Below are 16,570 nucleotides of genomic sequence, written 5' to 3'. Positions count from 1 at the left end.
AATTAAATAATTAACTATGAACAGGCTCATTTTATTGGTATCATTTTTTATAGCTTTCAGTTCATGTGGTGTTTCTCAATCTCAGGACACACCGCACATCACTCCTGGAGCCTATAACCTACCTGCTTACCTGCCATTGTTAAAAGACAAAAATATAGGCCTGGTTGTTAACCAAACCTCTGAAATTAGTGGTACTCACCTGGTAGATTCACTACTGGATTATGGAATTAAGATAAAAGCCGTATTTGCTCCTGAGCATGGCTTTAGAGGTCAGGCTGCCGATGGCGAGCTGGTAAAAGATGGCGTTGACACCAAAACCAAGCTGCCCATTATTTCGCTTTATGGTAAGCATAAAAAGCCAACTAAAGAAGATTTACAGGGGATAGACCTCATCATATTTGACATACAGGATGTAGGCACACGTTTTTACACCTACATCAGCACCATGCACCTGGTAATGGAAGCATGTGCCGAAAATAATGTAAATTTTATGGTGCTAGACCGCCCCAACCCCAATGGCATGTACATAGATGGCCCCATCAGAACGGCTGAGCTTCAAGGCTTTGTAGCTATGGATCCCATTCCTATTTTGCATGGACTTACCGTAGGCGAACTGGCGCTCATGATCAATGGAGAAGGCTGGCTCAATAATAAGGTGAAGTGCGACCTGCAAGTGATTCCAGTAAAGGATTACAAGCATGAGGACAAGTATGCCTTACCAGTAAAGCCGTCGCCCAACTTACCAAATGACTTGGCCATTGAGCTTTATCCTACCCTTTGTTTGTTCGAGGGTACGGTTATTAGTGTGGGCAGAGGCACTTACGAACCGTTTCTACAAATTGGTCACCCGCAGTTTACAGACATGAAAGATAGCTTTAAACCCGTGAGTATTAAAGGTATGTCAGTATATCCACCACTGGAAGGGGAAACATGTTACGGCATTAACTTTTCACATAAAAAAAACATAGAAGGCGGCCTTCATCTGAATTATTTAATTGATTTTTACCAAAAATATAAGGGTGAAGACTTTTTTAAACCCTATTTTAACACCCTTGCCGGAAATAAAATATTGCAAGAACAGATTAAAAACGGTCTCTCTGAAGCAGAGATTAAGAAATCATGGCAGAAAGAGCTTAAAGATTTCAAACAAATAAGAACTAAATATTTACTATATCCAGACTTTAATTAACCCTATTTTTTCAATGGCTTACATTACTTGGGCTCCTGACAAAGAAATTATTGACCTGGGCTTCTATGCCTTAAGATGGTATTCTTTATTATTCGCATTAGGCTTTGTACTGAGCTTCTACTTACTAAGAAAGCAATTTAAAAAAGCAGAACTAGATGAATCTTATCTTGAAAAGCTGACCATGTATTTGGTGCTGGCTACTGTTATTGGTGCCAGACTAGCTCACTGTTTATTTTATGACTTTGATTATTACTCACAGCATATACTAGAAATATTCTTACCAGTGAAGTTCGATCCCTTCAGATTCGTTGGCTTCCAGGGATTAGCCAGTCATGGTGGAATTTTAGGTGTATTCATAGCTACTGTATTATTCTGCAGAAAATACAAGGTGAAACCACTTTGGCTACTAGACAGATTAAGTGTAGTAGGTGCACTGGCTGGTTGCTGTATCAGACTGGGTAATTTAATGAACTCAGAAATAGTGGGAAGTCCGTCTGATGTGCCTTGGGCTTTTATTTTCAAGGAAGTAGACAATGTACCCAGACACCCTGGGCAGCTTTATGAAGCATTAGCCTACCTCAGTATATTCGCTATTTTAAGCATAGTACTTAAGAAAAGTAATAGACATAACGGATTCATATTTGGTCTATTCTTTACACTGCTTTTCATAGCACGTTTCCTGATAGAATTTGTAAAAGCCGATCAATCTGCTTTTGAAGCGGGCTGGCTATTTAACATGGGGCAACTATTAAGTATTCCTTTTATTATATTTGGTATAGTAATGATGTACCTTAAAAGAGGAAAACGAGACCCCGAAGAAAATGCCGCCAAAACCGAATAAAAATTTTCAAGCAATGTCTTTACGTAAAGGCATTGCTTTTTTACTTCTCCTTGCTCCATTCTTAACTTCCGCTCAGAGCAAAACCGGAGCATCCATATCCTGGTCTACTGTAGAAGCCGAATCTATGCTTACCAATGGCCAAATCTTAGGCCCTACTTATGGACCATATCAGGTAGAGACCGAATCTTCAGGCCAGCGATGCGTGAAAATCAAAGGCAAACAATACCTGGAATTTAAAGCTCCCTTCAAGGCTAATAGCCTGATAACCAGATACAGCTTACCCGATGCCACAGTGGGCGGAGGAACTACAGCCGTGCTTATTATCTCTAAAAATGGAGACCTGGTAAAAGAGATTAGTATAACCTCTAAGTATGCTCATTTGTATGGCAAGTACCCTTTCACCAATGATCCCAAAGGTGAAGCGCATCGAAACTTTTATGATGAAGTGAGAGTAAAAGACCTGGAGATTGAGAAAGGAGATGTCATTAGATTCCAGCTGAAAAAAGATAAGAACAGCACTGCCGATCATTGTATTATCGACCTGGTTGACATTGAAAATATAACCCCAGAACTAAGCAAACCCGAACAGGCCATTGCCCTTACTGATACCGCTATAATCGGCAAGACCATTCCAAAAGATTATTCAGCAGCACTTAAGAAATGTATTTCTATAGCGACGGAGACCGGGCAACCTATTTGGATACCTACCGGCACCTACCAGCTGTCAGAAGACATCATTATTCCCGATAATATTATCATTAAAGGAGCTGGAATCTGGCATAGCATCTTTGTGGGAAGTGAATCTTTCTATACTGATGCCACCAAAAGAGTTCGTCTGAAAGGAAACGGAAGCAACATACACCTGTCTGACTTTTCTATTATCGGCAAACTCAACTACCGTAATGACAATGAACCCAATGATGGCATAGTAGGCTCATTCGGCTCAGGATCAAGCATTTCTAATATATGGATAGAGCACACCAAAGTCGGCATTTGGGTTGAGAACTCGAGCGACTTAATAGTCGAGGGCTGTAGGTTTAGAAATACTATAGCCGATGGAATTAATTTCTGTGTGGGCATAACCTACTCCACCATAAAAAACTGTTCGGCACGAGGCACTGGTGATGATTGCTTTGCCATTTGGCCAGCCGCCTTTATGGAGCAAAACTATGCCCCAGGGCATAATCTGATCACCAACTGCACTGGCGAGCTTCCTTTTCTGGCCAATGGAGTTGCCGTTTATGGCGCACAAAGTAACAGCGTACAAAACTGCTTTTTCAAAGACATATCACCCGGATCAGCCATTTTGATCAGCACCACCTTCCCCACCTCAGATAGTAGCAGGAATATTGATAATAACTTCACCGGCATCACCAAAGTCACCAACTGCAGTATAACCACCAGCGGCGGCTTTGACCACACCTGGGACTGGCGTGGGGCTATTGAAATATGCCTGGATAAAAAGGATATTGATGGGCTGTGGATGGAGAATATTCAAATAACGAATAGCCTGAGCAATGCCATCAATATAAGAGCTAATACTGACGACAGGATTAATTCGGCACTTACAAAAGCCACTCTTAAGAATATTACCATTGCCAATGTAGGACTTGGCGAGCAAGCCTCTCATGAGCTATGGATATCACCAGCTGCGAGAGGTGAATTAACCATAGATACAGAGAAAAAGATGCAGGTTAAGAATGAGGGTGATAGGTTTGAGGTAAAATGATCCAAATAGGTTTTTCAATGATTATGTCCTATTCCTGAATACCCGATCGTCATAGAAGAAAATAAACATTATCACTATGAAAACATCTATGATCAGCACGGGACAATCAATTTCAGGAACCTCCTTTAATGAGCAATTATTGAACGAAAATCAAAATACCATGGCCTTACCTAACATCTTCAGCAAAGAAGTTTCAGAAAATGTGATCCATAGGATCAACCAGCTGACTCCGAGCTCACAGCCCAAGTGGGGTAAAATGAGTGTTTCAGAAATGCTTGCCCACTGCAATGCAGTTTACGAGATGGTGTATGAAGACAAGCATCCTAAGCCTAATTTCTTTATGGGGTTTATTTTGAAATCATTTGTGAAGAAGATTGTAACTAACGAAACCCCTTATAAAAAGAACTCTCAGACCGCCCCAGCTCTCAAAATCACTGATACCAGAGAGTTTGAAACTGAAAAGACCCGAATCATAAATTACATAACCAGAACGCAGGAACTCGGCGCTCATAATTTTGACAACAAGGAATCTCATTCATTTGGTCCATTAATTGTAAATGAATGGAACAACATGTTTTACAAGCATCTGGATCATCACCTCACTCAATTTGGTGTTTGAATCACTGACCGATAATAAGTTACCTTACCCTCCGTTTCATTAGCCATTAACAGCGTTATTGTTAATGGCCAATTTTATGATAATGATCGACAAACAAATTATATACACTACCCTATTCTTACTATTATCATCTTCTAAAATCTTTGCTCAGACTGAAAAAGTGGACGTTAGTAATTATCAATTAAGTCTGGAACCCAACATCACCAATCAATCGATTCAGGGGAATGTGATTATTGAATTTTCATCTCAGGATCCAAAGCAGGTTAGTTTTGACTGCGGTCAACTAACCATTGATAGTGTTAAAGGTGAAACGGTGAACAGCTTCATTCAGAATGAAGCGGAACTCAGTATAGCGTTTAATAAAAGTTCTTCAAGGAATAGTTTACAAATATTCTATCATGGAACACCAACAAGAGGAGCACAGTTTTCATCTGAATTAGAGCAGGCCTACACTGTTTTCAGCACTGAAGAATGGATGCCTTGCAATAGTAATCCTGATGACAAGGCCACCATTGAGATGGAGTTAATTATTCCTAATCACTTAGATATAGTGGCCAGCGGCATGCTTATGAATAGTACAGATGCTGAGAACAATAAAACCAAATACTTCTGGAAACAGACCAGCCCTACTCCAGCATATACTTATGGTTTTGCCATTGGCTCTTTTAACAAGGCCGCTGACAGTATTAACGGAAACATATTCAACTATTATTCAGCTGATTACAATTCAGATACACTAGCCAGCATCTTCAAACACACGCCAGCTATGCTGAAGTTTTTCGAGGAAATTTCAGGAGTTCCCTACTTTCAAACTGACTATTCGCAGGTGCTTATGGGCAGCCATTATCAGGAGATGTCAGGCTTTTCCGTACTGAAGAAAAACTATGGCAACTTAATATTAAAAGACAGCACTGAGATCAATTTGATATCCCATGAACTGGCGCATCAATGGTGGGGAAATGCCATTACCTGTGAAAGCTGGAGCCACTTCTGGCTCAATGAGGCCTTTGCCACTTTTATGTCAGCCGCTTATAATGAGCGCCAGTTTGGAAGAGATAAGTATCTGGAAAATATTAATGCCTATTATGATGTTTACCAAAAAGTAAAAAGCAAAGGAGCAGATAAGCCACTGGTTTTCAAAGACTGGATCCACCCCACGGGCGATGATCGCAACCTGGTTTACTTTAAGGGCGCCTATGTATTGCATTTACTAAGAGAGGAATTGGGAGATGATGCCTTTTGGGCCGCCATTAAAAGTTACAGTCAGCAATACTATGGAAAATCTGTGAACACAGAGCTCTTTCAACAATCAATAGAAAAATCATCGCAGAGAGATTTGAGTGAGTTTTTCAAGCAGTGGATTTATTAAATATTATACTGTTTCTATTTTAAATATTAAATTCCTTGTTACAATTCCAAACAAAAAAGGCCTCTTCCGAGGCCTTTCCAAATTATTTACTTAATGCTTATCCTGCATACAAAGCATCTCTTTGCTCTGTGATGTAATCATCTTCGATATAATCATCAAAGGTCATGAGCTTATCTAAGAAGCCGTTAGGCGTAATTTCTATTACTCGATTAGCTATAGTTTGAGTAAACTCGTGGTCATGAGATGTGAAGATCACTGTTCCAGGGAAGTCAGCCAGACCGTTGTTTAAGGCCTGAATAGATTCCAGGTCAAGGTGGTTCGTAGGCTCATCCAGGATTAGGAAGTTAGCGCCAGTAAGCATAGCTTTTGAAAGCATACATCTTACTTTCTCTCCTCCGGAAAGCACGGTACTCTTCTTCAACACTTCCTGTCCAGAGAACAACATCTTACCCAGGAATCCACGGATATAAACTTCGTCTTTTTCCTTCTCAGAGTATTGTCTCAACCAGTCTACCAGGTTAAGGTCATTTTTAAAGAACTCTTCGTTTTCGTTTGGTAAATAAGCAGTAGTTATAGTCTGTCCAAATTTAAATTCACCTGCATCTGCCTGACTTTCACCTGCTAATATCTTGAACAAAGCAGTTGTCGCCATACTGTCTTTACTGATGATGGCTATTTTATCACCTTTGTTCACGAAGAAATCAACATCCTTAAACAAGGTTTTACCTTCTACAGACTTGGTTAAACCTTCCACCTGTAAAATCTGATCTCCTGCTTCTCTATTTTGTGTAAAAATAATGGCAGGGTATCTTCTTGAAGAAGGCTTAATATCTTCCACATTGATCTTATCCAACAACTTTCTTCTACTAGTAGCCTGCTTAGATTTTGATGCGTTAGCACTAAACCTGGCTATGAACTCTTGTAGTTCCTTTTTCTTCTCTTCAGCCTTTTTGTTAGCTGCAGATCGCTGACTTAGAGCCAGTTGGCTAGACTGATACCAGAAAGAGTAGTTACCGGTGAAGGTGCTGATCTTACTAAAGTCAATATCCACAATGTGCGTACACACAGTATCTAAAAAGTGACGGTCGTGAGACACTACAATCACTGTATTTTTAAAATCTAATAGGAAGTCTTCCAACCAGGAGATCGTATGGATATCCAGGTCGTTGGTAGGCTCATCCAGGATAAGTACATCAGGGTTACCGAATAAAGCTTGCGCCAATAGTACTCTTACTTTCTGTGTACCACTAAGATCCTTCATAAGAGAATAATGAATATCTTCAGTTATTCCCAAGCCGCTCAATAAGGCCGCTGCATCAGACTCAGCATTCCAGCCATCCATTTCAGCAAACTCTGCTTCCAGCTCTGAAGCTCTTATTCCATCCTTCTCATCAAAATCTGGCTTAGCATAAATAGCATCCTTCTCCTCTATGATCTTCCACAACTGGCTGTGGCCCTTCATCACTGTATTTAAAACAGAGAACTCATCAAATTCAAAGTGGTTCTGTCTTAATACTGCCATCCTTTTTCCCGGCTCCATTGAAACTGAACCTGAATTAGGATCTACATCACCCGCTAAAATTTTTAAGAAAGTAGACTTACCTGCACCGTTGGCACCAATTACACCATAGCAATTACCCTCGGTAAACTTCATGTTTACCTCATCGAATAATACGCGTTTTCCAAACTGCAGGGAGACATTCTGTACTGAAAGCATTCTGATTGTTTTGTTATGACCTCAAATAAAGTGCAAAGAAAATGATTTAATTGGTAGCATGTGCTAATAATAGCAAAGGATTCATGGATTTTTATTGGAAAGACCACGATAAGAGGAAATCTTTGCAGGAAATTAATGGGTTTATAGCTGTAACATGTTTGTGGAGACACGCATATGAGGCTGGGCTGAAAAACGAACTTACCATAGATATCAGTCTGAGGCACTCGAAGACTAGACATCATACCAAAAGCCCATAAATAGATAAATATAACTAACACAGGATGAAAGACTTACGAATTATATATATGGGCACACCAGAATTTGCTGTGCCATCATTAGAAATTCTGATTGAGAATAAATTTAACGTAGTGGCTGTGATCACGGCTCCAGACAAGCCAAAAGGTCGTGGGCAGAAAGTGGCTACTTCACCTGTGAAAGACTGTGCAGTAGCGCATAACATTCCTGTGTTGCAACCTACTAACTTGAAAGATCCTGCTTTTATTGAAGAGCTAAAAAGCTACGATGCCAACCTGCAGATAGTAGTGGCTTTTAGAATGCTTCCTGAAATGGTGTGGGATATGCCTGAAATCGGCACTTTTAATCTACACGCCTCATTATTACCTCAGTACCGTGGTGCCGCGCCCATTAACTGGGCCATTATGAACGGAGAAAAGGAAACGGGCGTGAGCACATTCTTCCTTCAGCATGAGATTGATACCGGAAAGATCATTTTCCAGGAAAAAGAAGTCATTAAAGAAGATGACACTGTGGGGGATCTATATGGCAGATTAATGACCTTAGGCTCTAAGTTGGTGCTAAAAACCGTACAGGCAATTCAGGAAGAAGACTATCCTCAGATCGATCAGGATGAGAATCAGGAATTGAAATCAGCCCCGAAAATCTTTAGAGAAACCTGCGAGATCAACTGGAGCAAGTCAACCGAAGAGGTATACAATCATATCAGAGGCCTTTCCCCCTACCCTGCTGCCTGGACAGAAATTCTGGATAAAAACTTAAAGCTTTACATTATTGAGAAACTTGAGTTAAACGAAAAACTCAAAAGCTTAGCTCCCGGACAGTACGATACTGACAATAAAAACTACCTACACTTCCGCACCGCAGATGGCGCCATTGATGTGAAAGAGCTTCAGTTACAGGGAAAAAGAAGAATGACGATTGATGAATTTTTGAGGGGGAATCAATTGTGATTGGTGATTAAGTTATTAGTTATTGGTTATTGGGTTATTGGTTATTGGGTTATTGGTTATTGGGTTATTTATTGGTTATTGGTTATTGGTTATTGGGTTATTGGTTATTTTGGCTGTGGGGTAAACATATTATCTTTACATTTCATTATTTATGTAACTGAATCAATTTCTCAATACTCAAGTCTATATACTCAACACTTACTACTAACCACTATTTACTAAGAGATGAAAATATCGATGATAGCGGCTATTGCCGAAAATTATGTAATAGGTAAGGACAATGATCTGGTTTGGAACCTACCGGATGATATGAAGTTTTTCATGACAAAAACATCAGGACATCATGTAATCATGGGCCGAAAAAACTACGATTCTATTCCTGAAAAATATCGTCCTCTGCCTAACAGAACTAACATAGTGATGACCAGAAAAGATGACTGGTCGGCAGATGGTGTTGAGGTAGTTCATTCTCTGGAAGATGCGCTGGAAATAGCCAGGAAAAATGGTGAGCCAGAGGTATTTATCATCGGCGGTGGACAAATCTATGAATTAGGCCTTAAATACGCAGACACCATGTATCTCACCGAAATACACGCCACTTTCGATGGCGATGCTTTCTTCCCCGAGTTCGACAAATCAGAATGGAAAGAGGCAGAAAGAATACCGCACAGCAAAGATGAAAGGCATGAGTTTGCTTTTGATTTTGTGACTTATGTGAGTGTTATTGGTTAATGAGTTATTGGTTATTGAGTTATTAGGCTATTGAGTTATTGGTTATTTGTTGTTGAGTTTTTAACTTATCTCAAATCTCAATACTAAAATCTCAGTACTAATTACTATTTACTATTGACCAATGACTAACAAAACTATCTGGCTTACGGGGGCTTCTTCGGGTATTGGCGAGGCGCTTGCTTATCATTTATCTGCGCAAGGGGCTCAATTGATTTTATCATCACGGAGAGTTGACGAACTGGAGAGGGTGAAAAGTCAGTGCGAAGGTTCACCTGAAAACATTAAAATCCTGCCTCTGGATCTCGCTCAAGCGAATAGCCTGCAGACAGCCACACAGCAGGCCATTCAGCTTTTCGGGCATATAGATATACTCATCAATAATGGCGGTATCAGTCAACGTTCACTAACTAAAGACACTGATCTATCGGTTTATCGAAAGCTGATGGAGGTGAATTATTTTGGTACAATTGCCATCACCAAATATCTGCTCCCTCATTTTGCAGAGCGTAAAAACGGTCATTTCGTTGTCATTACTAGCCTGGTCGGGAAATTCGGCACTCCCTACCGATCTGGGTATTCTGCGGCCAAGCACGCTCTTCATGGCTTTTTCGATTCTTTAAGGGCAGAGGTCTTTAATGACAATATCAAAGTCAGCATAATTTGCCCAGGTTTCATTCATACCAATGTCTCCATAAATGCCTTGACGGAAAAAGGTGACAAACTCAACCAGATGGATGAAGCTCAAGCCAATGGCATGTCCCCTGAAGAATGTGCCAGACAAATAACAAAGGCCATTGAAAAGGAAAAACTCGAGGTTTATATTGGTGGAAAGGAGAGGTTTGGGGTTTATTTGAAGAGGTTTCTGCCGGGGTATTTTGCTAGGATGGTTAGGGGGGTTAGAGTTAGGTAGGGGGTGGTTGTTCAGTTATTGGTTATTGGTTACTGGGTTATTGAGTTATTGGTTATTGGGTTAATAAGTTATTGGTTACTGGGTTATTAAGTTATTAGTTATTGGGTTATCGGTTATTATTAGAATATTTTACTCTTTGCCAATACTCCCTAATAAAATCTAGATACTAATTACTCAACACTAAAAGTCTATATACTAAATACTCAATACTAAAATCTATATACTATTCACCCCACTGCCCTAGGAGCCTCCTTATAAGAACGATCTGGCCTACATGGTAGCTGTTATGGTCAGCGATGAGTAGGGCTTCTCGCAGTAGATTTTGGCCGGTGCCGTGCTTGAAGGGCGTATATAAATCTGCGTTTGGATCGGATATTACTGCTATGAATTTCTTTTTATCTTCTTGAATCTGTTTGATGGATGAGTGCCAGGCTGCGTCATCTATTAGAGCCTGATTTTCAGGCCAGTAATCATCAGGCCAGACCATTTCTTTATAATTAGGATTGATTGAAAAATCCAGTATATCGTACTGGGCTATGCGAATATGCTCCACCAACTCCCATACACTATAAGGCAGTCCATCTGGTCTTTTACCTCTGTATTCTTCTGGCAAATCAGCTACGGCTTGCTCGAAAGTAGCGTGGGCGTTTCCTTCTGTTAGGAGTTTTATGAGTTGGGTTATTATTGGCTTATCGGATTCCATAGTTATATCAGCTTTTGACAATCACTTAATTAACAATAACTTTAGCTCTCAGTTTACAAATAATCCAAATGAGAAAACCTAAATGGTTGTTAAATCTAGGCGCAATCTGTAATGCTCTTCTTATTTCTAACAATAGAAAAGTCACTCATTATATGGATAAGAATTGGATCACAGGCATAATTATCACAACTCTTCTTCCAATCATTTTAATTATTATTGCCTCATTTTTTATTAAATCGTGGAATCATTGACAGAACTAAGACAATTTTTAAAATCTTTTATCACCCTCAAGATTAATCAGGAAATTAAATTCTTTATGACCAAGCATTCTCTTATCGAAAGAATTAAGACAATCGCATATGATAATTATTATGAAGGCTCTACAACAGACAATGAAATAATATTAAAACGGGTCAATAATTCATTTTTCATTAAACGTAGAGACAATATCAAATTCAAGATTAGGATAGAAGAAAACCAGGAATCTACTGTAGCAAAAATTGAATATACATTTCCTATGGCATTAGCTTTTATGCTCTTGATACTTAGAGTGTTTTTAATAACGGTCATTATAATTTCTGTGTATTTTATGCTTGTCAACGGCAATTCTTCGGCATCTTCGTATATATGGTTATTCATGCTTCTCATCCCTTATGCTCTCTTTTTTCAAAAACTACACGAATCAAAACGTAAGTTCTCCACACTACTAAGCGAGAATTTTCAAAAGTGGGAAATTCAATATTAACAAATACATAAATAATATAATTAAATGCATTACGTTGAGGTCTAAACTACCTACTTATAATAAAATTGAAACCTCTTGCCCTAACCTTACTATTACTTATTCAGTTTTCAGCCTTCAGCCAATCTCACCTTACCGTAAGAAAGCAGTCGAATAAGGTGAAAGAAGAGTTTTTTATAGATGATGTCATTGCATTTAAACTGAAAGGCGATAAAGATATTTATACTGGCAAATTAAACGCTGTAAAGGCAGAGTCAAATGAGATAGTTGTTGAGCAAGCAAAGGTTGATGTGAGTGAGATCGAAGTGATTTACTCCCAAGAATCCTTCAATAAGAATTTTCACTATAAGTTATTAACTGCAGGGGTGCTTCTCCCCTTCTTAGATCGGTTCAACGAAACGGTAATCAATGATCAGAAAGGCACCTGGAATCCTGGTGTATTAATAGCTTCCGGAGTACTTATTTCAACTGCCTTCGCCATAAAATATCTTAAAAAAAGGAAGTACAAGATAGGAAAGCGATTCAAGCTTAGTGCAGATTACTTTTAAATCCAGCCTCTCTCAGCAGCATGATCAATGGCCTCCTGTGAATCCTGCATAAGCAAGAAGGGGATATCTAAATCTTTCACCCGCTCATCTATCTCATTTCTTCGTAAGTCAGAATGTACATGACGGATGTAAATGGCCATTACTCTACCCGGATAGCATTGATGAATGTCCAAATAAATCTCAGGATCTTTTTCACCACTATCACCTATTAAAATAAAATTGAGGTGTGGGAAAATATTCAAAATCAGCTCAATACTTTGCTTTTTATATTCTTGCGAATCCTGCTTGAGCCACTGGTCTGGCCCAAAACCCAAATCCCTCATAATAAACGGAGCTTTGGGTATTCCATGGTGCTCACAAAATTCAGTAAGCATATCAAACAGATTATACGAGCTGCCAGTAACAAACAGCAGCGGATTGAGGTAATTCTTAGAAAGTCGTACGTACAATTCCTGCACTCCCTCAAAAGGCACCCTCTTTTTAGCATCCTTAAATAGCACATTTGATATCATCTTCAAAGGCTTCAGTATATCGCTTTGAATAATGGTATCATCTATGTCTGATATGATTCCAAAAGTCTTTTGTTCATCAGAAATGATCACTTCTGCGCTTGCCGTTTTTATGAAATCAAGATCAAAGGGCATATCAGTAATTTCTAAATCTACTGTATGCCATCCATTGATGAGCTTGGCAGGGTCTAGCTTCTCAAACCTTAAAGTGAAATACCCTTCATCATCACTTACGGCCGTGGCCTCCTCGCCATAAAGCACACCTTTCACCTCTACACCAGGCACTTCATCACTTTCGTATCGCTTCCAAACCTTTTTCAAGTTAGTCCAGGTAGTATCTGGCCTATCTGACGGCTCATGAATAATGGCCTCTTTTTCAAGAATTCTTCCGTGCAGGTGCACCAGCTCAGGCGTGCCAAAACCCCGATAGGGATAAATAAAAACCGGGCTAGCCAGGTTCAGCTTTTCTTTGATTTTGAACTTTAAAATATCAATACCTGACTCTGATTTTATAAAGGCTTTCTTAAGTCTACTCACGATCCATTCATTTTTGGGACACTAAAGAAAAAAATATTTGAGCGGATAAACAACTTCACTTTCACCTTATATCTATGAACAATTTATTCCTGCCCTTCTTATTGAATAAAGAAGATGATGAAAAAGACAATTATAGTGCTTTCTATCCTAGGCTTAATGGCATGTGAAGGCAATTCCAATAAAGAAAAAGACCAGGTTATTACAGCTAAAAAACAAGAGACAGAAGTTGATACAATAGATAATTCTCATTTAATTATTCCCGGCAAATCTTTGGCACACTATCAACTTAATGGCAGCATTGAGCAAATACAGAACAAACTTGGCCAACCAGATGACAGCAATGCCGGCATGGGCAAATCAGTTAGAACATGGAATATTGACTCTACAGACATTTTAAGCGCTTATACTACTCGGCAAATGGGAGTGGAAGACATAGATAGAATCAAGATTATGAGAACTACTTCTCCCAAATATTTGACTCAAAAACATTTAGGTACAGGATCCACCAAACAAGAAATTGAAACAGAGTTTAAGCTCAAGCCGATTGGCACCTTTCAGGAAAAGAGTGCTGACTACAACCTCTATGGTGCTAGCAGTGGAATAGCCTTTGAATTTGATCAGGAAGAAAACTGTGCAGGTGTATGTATTTACTACGATGACGTAAATATTCCAGCAGGATTGGTTCCTATATATGAAAGTTTGAAAGCTGAATAATAAAAGAGTATTATTGTTAAATGAAAATAACTATTCCAACAAAAACTATAACCCTATTTCTTCTTTTTATCATTTGTAGCAAACTACATGCTCAGGAGAAGGAAAAAATACAGATCATGTTCGTTGGTTTCGATCACCTGAATCAAATGTATAATGGATCCCCCACATCCAATATCTTTAGTGACAAAAAGCAAGCGGAGCTTATCAAGCTGACCAATGCCCTGGCCGAATATAAGCCTGACTTTATTGGTGTAGAAGATGACCCTAAACTTCAGAGTTTTGAGGACAGCCTTTATAGTGCATATTTAAAGGGAAATGTAAAATTTAAAGATTATAAAAGCGGCGCCCGCGAAAGCTATCAAGTTGGCTATCGCCTTGGAAAGATGTTAGGTTTGGAACACATCTACGCGGTTGATAATGAAAATTCCACCTCACAATCGCTCCTTAAAAGCGGTGATAACTTTGAGTTATTTATGAATGGTTTGAAGAAACTGCAGGCCACCGCCAGGCCATTAAAGCAAAGCGTACAGAACGACAGCATGTCTATTTACGACTATATCAGATACATGAATGAACCTGAGCTGATTGACATGACGCATCACCTCGTTTTCAACTTACCAGCATATGTTGTGAACGGTGAGTTTAGTGATGGTCTTAACACCATAGATATAGGCGAAATAGATAACAAGTACATCGGAGCTGAATATATCACACTATTTTACAATAGGAACCTGAAGATCTATTCTAACATTCTAAATACACAGCTCAAGACAGGTAAGAAACGGTTACTCATCATGTTCGGGCAGGCCCACATTGGCGTACTTCAGGATTTATTTGAGGAAAATCCGAATTATGAAATTGTATCTCCGCTGAAGTATTTAAAATAAATTATAGGCGGAGTAACCTGATGTATTTTGGATCGTTTAACTTCATAATCTAAACTAATGATCCTTGAATACACCTGTTGTAAGATTAGCTGAATCTGAGAATGACCTAGAAGGCATACTTCAGCTTCAGCAAGATAATCATGTGCAGAATATCTCTGCTGATATTAAAAACAAAGAGGGCTTTGTTACAGTAAAACATAGCCTGGAGGATTTAAAACAAATGAACTCCAAGGCGAAACAGATTATTGCTGTATATGATGGCAAAGTGGTGGCCTACGCTTTGGTAATGGTTCCCGAATTTAGCAAGCTCATCCCAGTGCTTACTCCTATGTTTGACACGTTTGACACCATTGATTTAGACGGCATTAAACTCTCTCAGTACAAATACTATGTGATGGGACAAATCTGTGTGGCTCAAGATTTTAGAGGCATGGGATTAGTCTCAGCCATGTACACCAAACACAAAGAAGTGTATTCTGGGGCCTATGATATTATTTTAACCGAAGTTTCTTCTAGCAACCCTCGTTCCATGCGAGCTCATGAGAAAATCGGTTTCAAAACTATTCATACATTCCGGGATGTTACAGACGAATGGTACATCATTGGATGGCAATGGAACTAAAATAAGCCTCGTAATGTAAAAAAATGGGCTATTTTTGCAGCAAAATTATTCCCTTAGATACTTTAATTATTGACTAATCGTTAAACCCCATAAATTCAAAATGATAACTAATTCTAAAAAGATATTATTAGGCCTGGCAGCATGTACCCTAATGCTTTCATCATGTATTGATGATGATTCGATAAGCAGCTCAGACCAATATAACAAAGAGCAAACGCAGATTGATGAGTACATTGCGGCTAATAGCTTGAACGCAAAAATTGACACCTCAAATGCTCAATTGAGATACGTAGTAAACGTTGAAGGCACTGGAGAATATCCTGAAAATGATGATGTGGCACTCGTAAATATTAAAGGAACCACTTTAGATGGGAGCTCATTTATAGTTGACGACAGCACTTACATTCACATAGATGCCTGGACTGCCGGTTATTATGTATTACAACCACAGTTTAAGGTAGGTAGTGATGTTACTATGTTTATTCCATCGCTTTATGGATATGGCGCTAATGGTGGATTTGATGGTAAACTACCAGGAAATACTCCTATGAGACTGGATGTAAAACTTATGGAGGCAATTTCTCCATTTGATTATGATCAACGTAGAATAGACAAATACATCGAGGATAAAGGTCTTACTGCTGAAATTGATTCCACCCAAGGCTTAAGATACATCATTACTAAAGAAGGAACAGGAGATTATCCTACAGGATCGAGTACTGTGACTGTAAAGTATAAAGGTACGTTACTTGACGGTACTGAATTTGACAGTAGTCCAAGTGCTACTTTCGCATTGAGCAACCTAATCAGAGGTTGGAAAGTTTTAATGCCATATGTAAGTGAAGGTGGTTCTATAACTATGTTCTTACCATATAACTTTGCCTATGGTCGTGATGGTAACAATAGCATTGGCCCATACACCCCATTAGTATTTGAAATAGATTTGATTGCTATTCAATAATCTGTTTCTATTAAAATAAAAAGAGGGTTAATG

The 16,570-nt window shown here is 39.0% G+C and carries 16 protein-coding genes; 13 read left to right on the top strand and 3 right to left on the bottom strand.

The genetic code is table 11. The features are described 5' to 3' along the window. Positions 1 to 16: 16 nt before the first annotated feature. The 5 genes from LVD16_RS10375 to LVD16_RS10355 all read left to right on the top strand — a co-directional run bounded on the left by LVD16_RS10375 (position 17) and on the right by LVD16_RS10355 (position 5,747). Positions 17 to 1,189, top strand: coding sequence for an exo-beta-N-acetylmuramidase NamZ family protein (locus LVD16_RS10375; protein WP_233773870.1), 1,173 nt, complete (start codon positions 17 to 19; stop codon positions 1,187 to 1,189). A gap of 13 nt (positions 1,190 to 1,202) precedes the next feature. Then, complete coding sequence (lgt, locus tag LVD16_RS10370) at positions 1,203 to 2,030, top strand: prolipoprotein diacylglyceryl transferase (RefSeq protein ID WP_233773869.1); 828 nt, start codon at positions 1,203 to 1,205, stop codon at positions 2,028 to 2,030. A gap of 13 nt (positions 2,031 to 2,043) precedes the next feature. Further along, a complete protein-coding gene (locus LVD16_RS10365; RefSeq protein ID WP_233773868.1) occupies positions 2,044 to 3,759 on the top strand; it encodes a glycosyl hydrolase family 28-related protein in 1,716 nt (571 codons plus the stop codon). A gap of 76 nt (positions 3,760 to 3,835) precedes the next feature. Then, entirely contained in the window at positions 3,836 to 4,378 is a 543-nt protein-coding gene (locus LVD16_RS10360) for a DUF1569 domain-containing protein (protein WP_306309391.1), read from the top strand. Positions 4,379 to 4,460: 82 nt separating this feature from the next. Then, positions 4,461 to 5,747, top strand: a complete 1,287-nt coding sequence (locus LVD16_RS10355; RefSeq protein WP_233773867.1) for a M1 family metallopeptidase — start codon at positions 4,461 to 4,463, stop codon at positions 5,745 to 5,747. A gap of 97 nt (positions 5,748 to 5,844) precedes the next feature. Here the strand turns inward: LVD16_RS10355 and LVD16_RS10350 are convergent, their stop codons facing one another. After that, positions 5,845 to 7,464, bottom strand: coding sequence for an ABC-F family ATP-binding cassette domain-containing protein (locus LVD16_RS10350; RefSeq protein WP_233773866.1), 1,620 nt, complete (start codon positions 7,462 to 7,464; stop codon positions 5,845 to 5,847). Positions 7,465 to 7,745: 281 nt separating this feature from the next. On the opposite strand from LVD16_RS10350, the gene fmt reads away from it, so the two are divergent. The 3 genes from fmt to LVD16_RS10335 all read left to right on the top strand — a co-directional run bounded on the left by fmt (position 7,746) and on the right by LVD16_RS10335 (position 10,314). Then, complete coding sequence (fmt, locus tag LVD16_RS10345; RefSeq protein ID WP_233773865.1) at positions 7,746 to 8,672, top strand: methionyl-tRNA formyltransferase; 927 nt, start codon at positions 7,746 to 7,748, stop codon at positions 8,670 to 8,672. A gap of 225 nt (positions 8,673 to 8,897) precedes the next feature. Continuing rightward, complete coding sequence (locus LVD16_RS10340) at positions 8,898 to 9,404, top strand: dihydrofolate reductase (RefSeq protein ID WP_233773864.1); 507 nt, start codon at positions 8,898 to 8,900, stop codon at positions 9,402 to 9,404. A gap of 121 nt (positions 9,405 to 9,525) precedes the next feature. Continuing rightward, positions 9,526 to 10,314: an SDR family oxidoreductase gene (locus LVD16_RS10335; protein WP_233773863.1), complete on the top strand. Its 789-nt coding sequence runs from the start codon at positions 9,526 to 9,528 to the stop codon at positions 10,312 to 10,314. 223 nt (positions 10,315 to 10,537) lie between these two features. Here the strand turns inward: LVD16_RS10335 and LVD16_RS10330 are convergent, their stop codons facing one another. After that, a complete protein-coding gene (locus LVD16_RS10330) occupies positions 10,538 to 11,017 on the bottom strand; it encodes a DinB family protein (RefSeq protein WP_233773862.1) in 480 nt (159 codons plus the stop codon). A gap of 810 nt (positions 11,018 to 11,827) precedes the next feature. On the opposite strand from LVD16_RS10330, the gene LVD16_RS10325 reads away from it, so the two are divergent. Continuing rightward, entirely contained in the window at positions 11,828 to 12,307 is a 480-nt protein-coding gene (locus LVD16_RS10325; protein WP_233773860.1) for a hypothetical protein, read from the top strand. Here the strand turns inward: LVD16_RS10325 and LVD16_RS10320 are convergent. After that, a complete protein-coding gene (locus tag LVD16_RS10320) occupies positions 12,304 to 13,353 on the bottom strand; it encodes a phosphatase domain-containing protein (RefSeq protein WP_233773859.1) in 1,050 nt (349 codons plus the stop codon). The genes LVD16_RS10325 and LVD16_RS10320 overlap by 4 nt on opposite strands. Before the next feature lie 114 nt (positions 13,354 to 13,467). Between LVD16_RS10320 and LVD16_RS10315 the strand changes: the two genes are divergently transcribed. The 4 genes from LVD16_RS10315 (at position 13,468) to LVD16_RS10300 (ending at position 16,537) form a co-directional block, all read left to right on the top strand. Next, a complete protein-coding gene (locus LVD16_RS10315; RefSeq protein WP_233773858.1) occupies positions 13,468 to 14,067 on the top strand; it encodes a hypothetical protein in 600 nt (199 codons plus the stop codon). Between the two features lie 20 nt (positions 14,068 to 14,087). After that, positions 14,088 to 14,954, top strand: a complete 867-nt coding sequence (locus LVD16_RS10310; RefSeq protein WP_233773857.1) for a DUF5694 domain-containing protein — start codon at positions 14,088 to 14,090, stop codon at positions 14,952 to 14,954. A gap of 64 nt (positions 14,955 to 15,018) precedes the next feature. Next, a complete protein-coding gene (locus LVD16_RS10305) occupies positions 15,019 to 15,576 on the top strand; it encodes a GNAT family N-acetyltransferase (protein ID WP_233773856.1) in 558 nt (185 codons plus the stop codon). 100 nt (positions 15,577 to 15,676) lie between these two features. Continuing rightward, the gene (locus tag LVD16_RS10300) at positions 15,677 to 16,537 is read left to right on the top strand and encodes an FKBP-type peptidyl-prolyl cis-trans isomerase (protein WP_233773855.1); all 861 of its coding nucleotides are present in this window, start codon (positions 15,677 to 15,679) and stop codon (positions 16,535 to 16,537) included. The last annotated feature ends 33 nt before the right edge of the window (positions 16,538 to 16,570 follow it).

This window comes from Fulvivirga ligni, from assembly GCF_021389935.1.
Taxonomy (GTDB): domain Bacteria; phylum Bacteroidota; class Bacteroidia; order Cytophagales; family Cyclobacteriaceae; genus Fulvivirga; species Fulvivirga ligni.
This window is presented reverse-complemented; position numbering and strand designations above follow the sequence as displayed.

Bases quoted from the DNA above. Each gene is read 5' to 3' on its own strand.
- LVD16_RS10375 (WP_233773870.1), top strand. From the start codon at position 17: ATGAACAGGCTCATTTTATTGGTATCATTTTTTATAGCTTTCAGTTCA.
- lgt (WP_233773869.1), top strand. From the start codon at position 1,203: ATGGCTTACATTACTTGGGCTCCTGACAAAGAAATTATTGACCTGGGC.
- LVD16_RS10365 (WP_233773868.1), top strand. From the start codon at position 2,044: ATGTCTTTACGTAAAGGCATTGCTTTTTTACTTCTCCTTGCTCCATTC.
- LVD16_RS10360 (WP_306309391.1), top strand. From the start codon at position 3,836: ATGAAAACATCTATGATCAGCACGGGACAATCAATTTCAGGAACCTCC.
- LVD16_RS10355 (WP_233773867.1), top strand. From the start codon at position 4,461: ATGATCGACAAACAAATTATATACACTACCCTATTCTTACTATTATCA.
- LVD16_RS10350 (WP_233773866.1), bottom strand. From the start codon at position 7,464: ATGCTTTCAGTACAGAATGTCTCCCTGCAGTTTGGAAAACGCGTATTA.
- fmt (WP_233773865.1), top strand. From the start codon at position 7,746: ATGAAAGACTTACGAATTATATATATGGGCACACCAGAATTTGCTGTG.
- LVD16_RS10340 (WP_233773864.1), top strand. From the start codon at position 8,898: ATGAAAATATCGATGATAGCGGCTATTGCCGAAAATTATGTAATAGGT.
- LVD16_RS10335 (WP_233773863.1), top strand. From the start codon at position 9,526: ATGACTAACAAAACTATCTGGCTTACGGGGGCTTCTTCGGGTATTGGC.
- LVD16_RS10330 (WP_233773862.1), bottom strand. From the start codon at position 11,017: ATGGAATCCGATAAGCCAATAATAACCCAACTCATAAAACTCCTAACA.
- LVD16_RS10315 (WP_233773858.1), top strand. From the start codon at position 13,468: ATGATGAAAAAGACAATTATAGTGCTTTCTATCCTAGGCTTAATGGCA.
- LVD16_RS10310 (WP_233773857.1), top strand. From the start codon at position 14,088: ATGAAAATAACTATTCCAACAAAAACTATAACCCTATTTCTTCTTTTT.
- LVD16_RS10300 (WP_233773855.1), top strand. From the start codon at position 15,677: ATGATAACTAATTCTAAAAAGATATTATTAGGCCTGGCAGCATGTACC.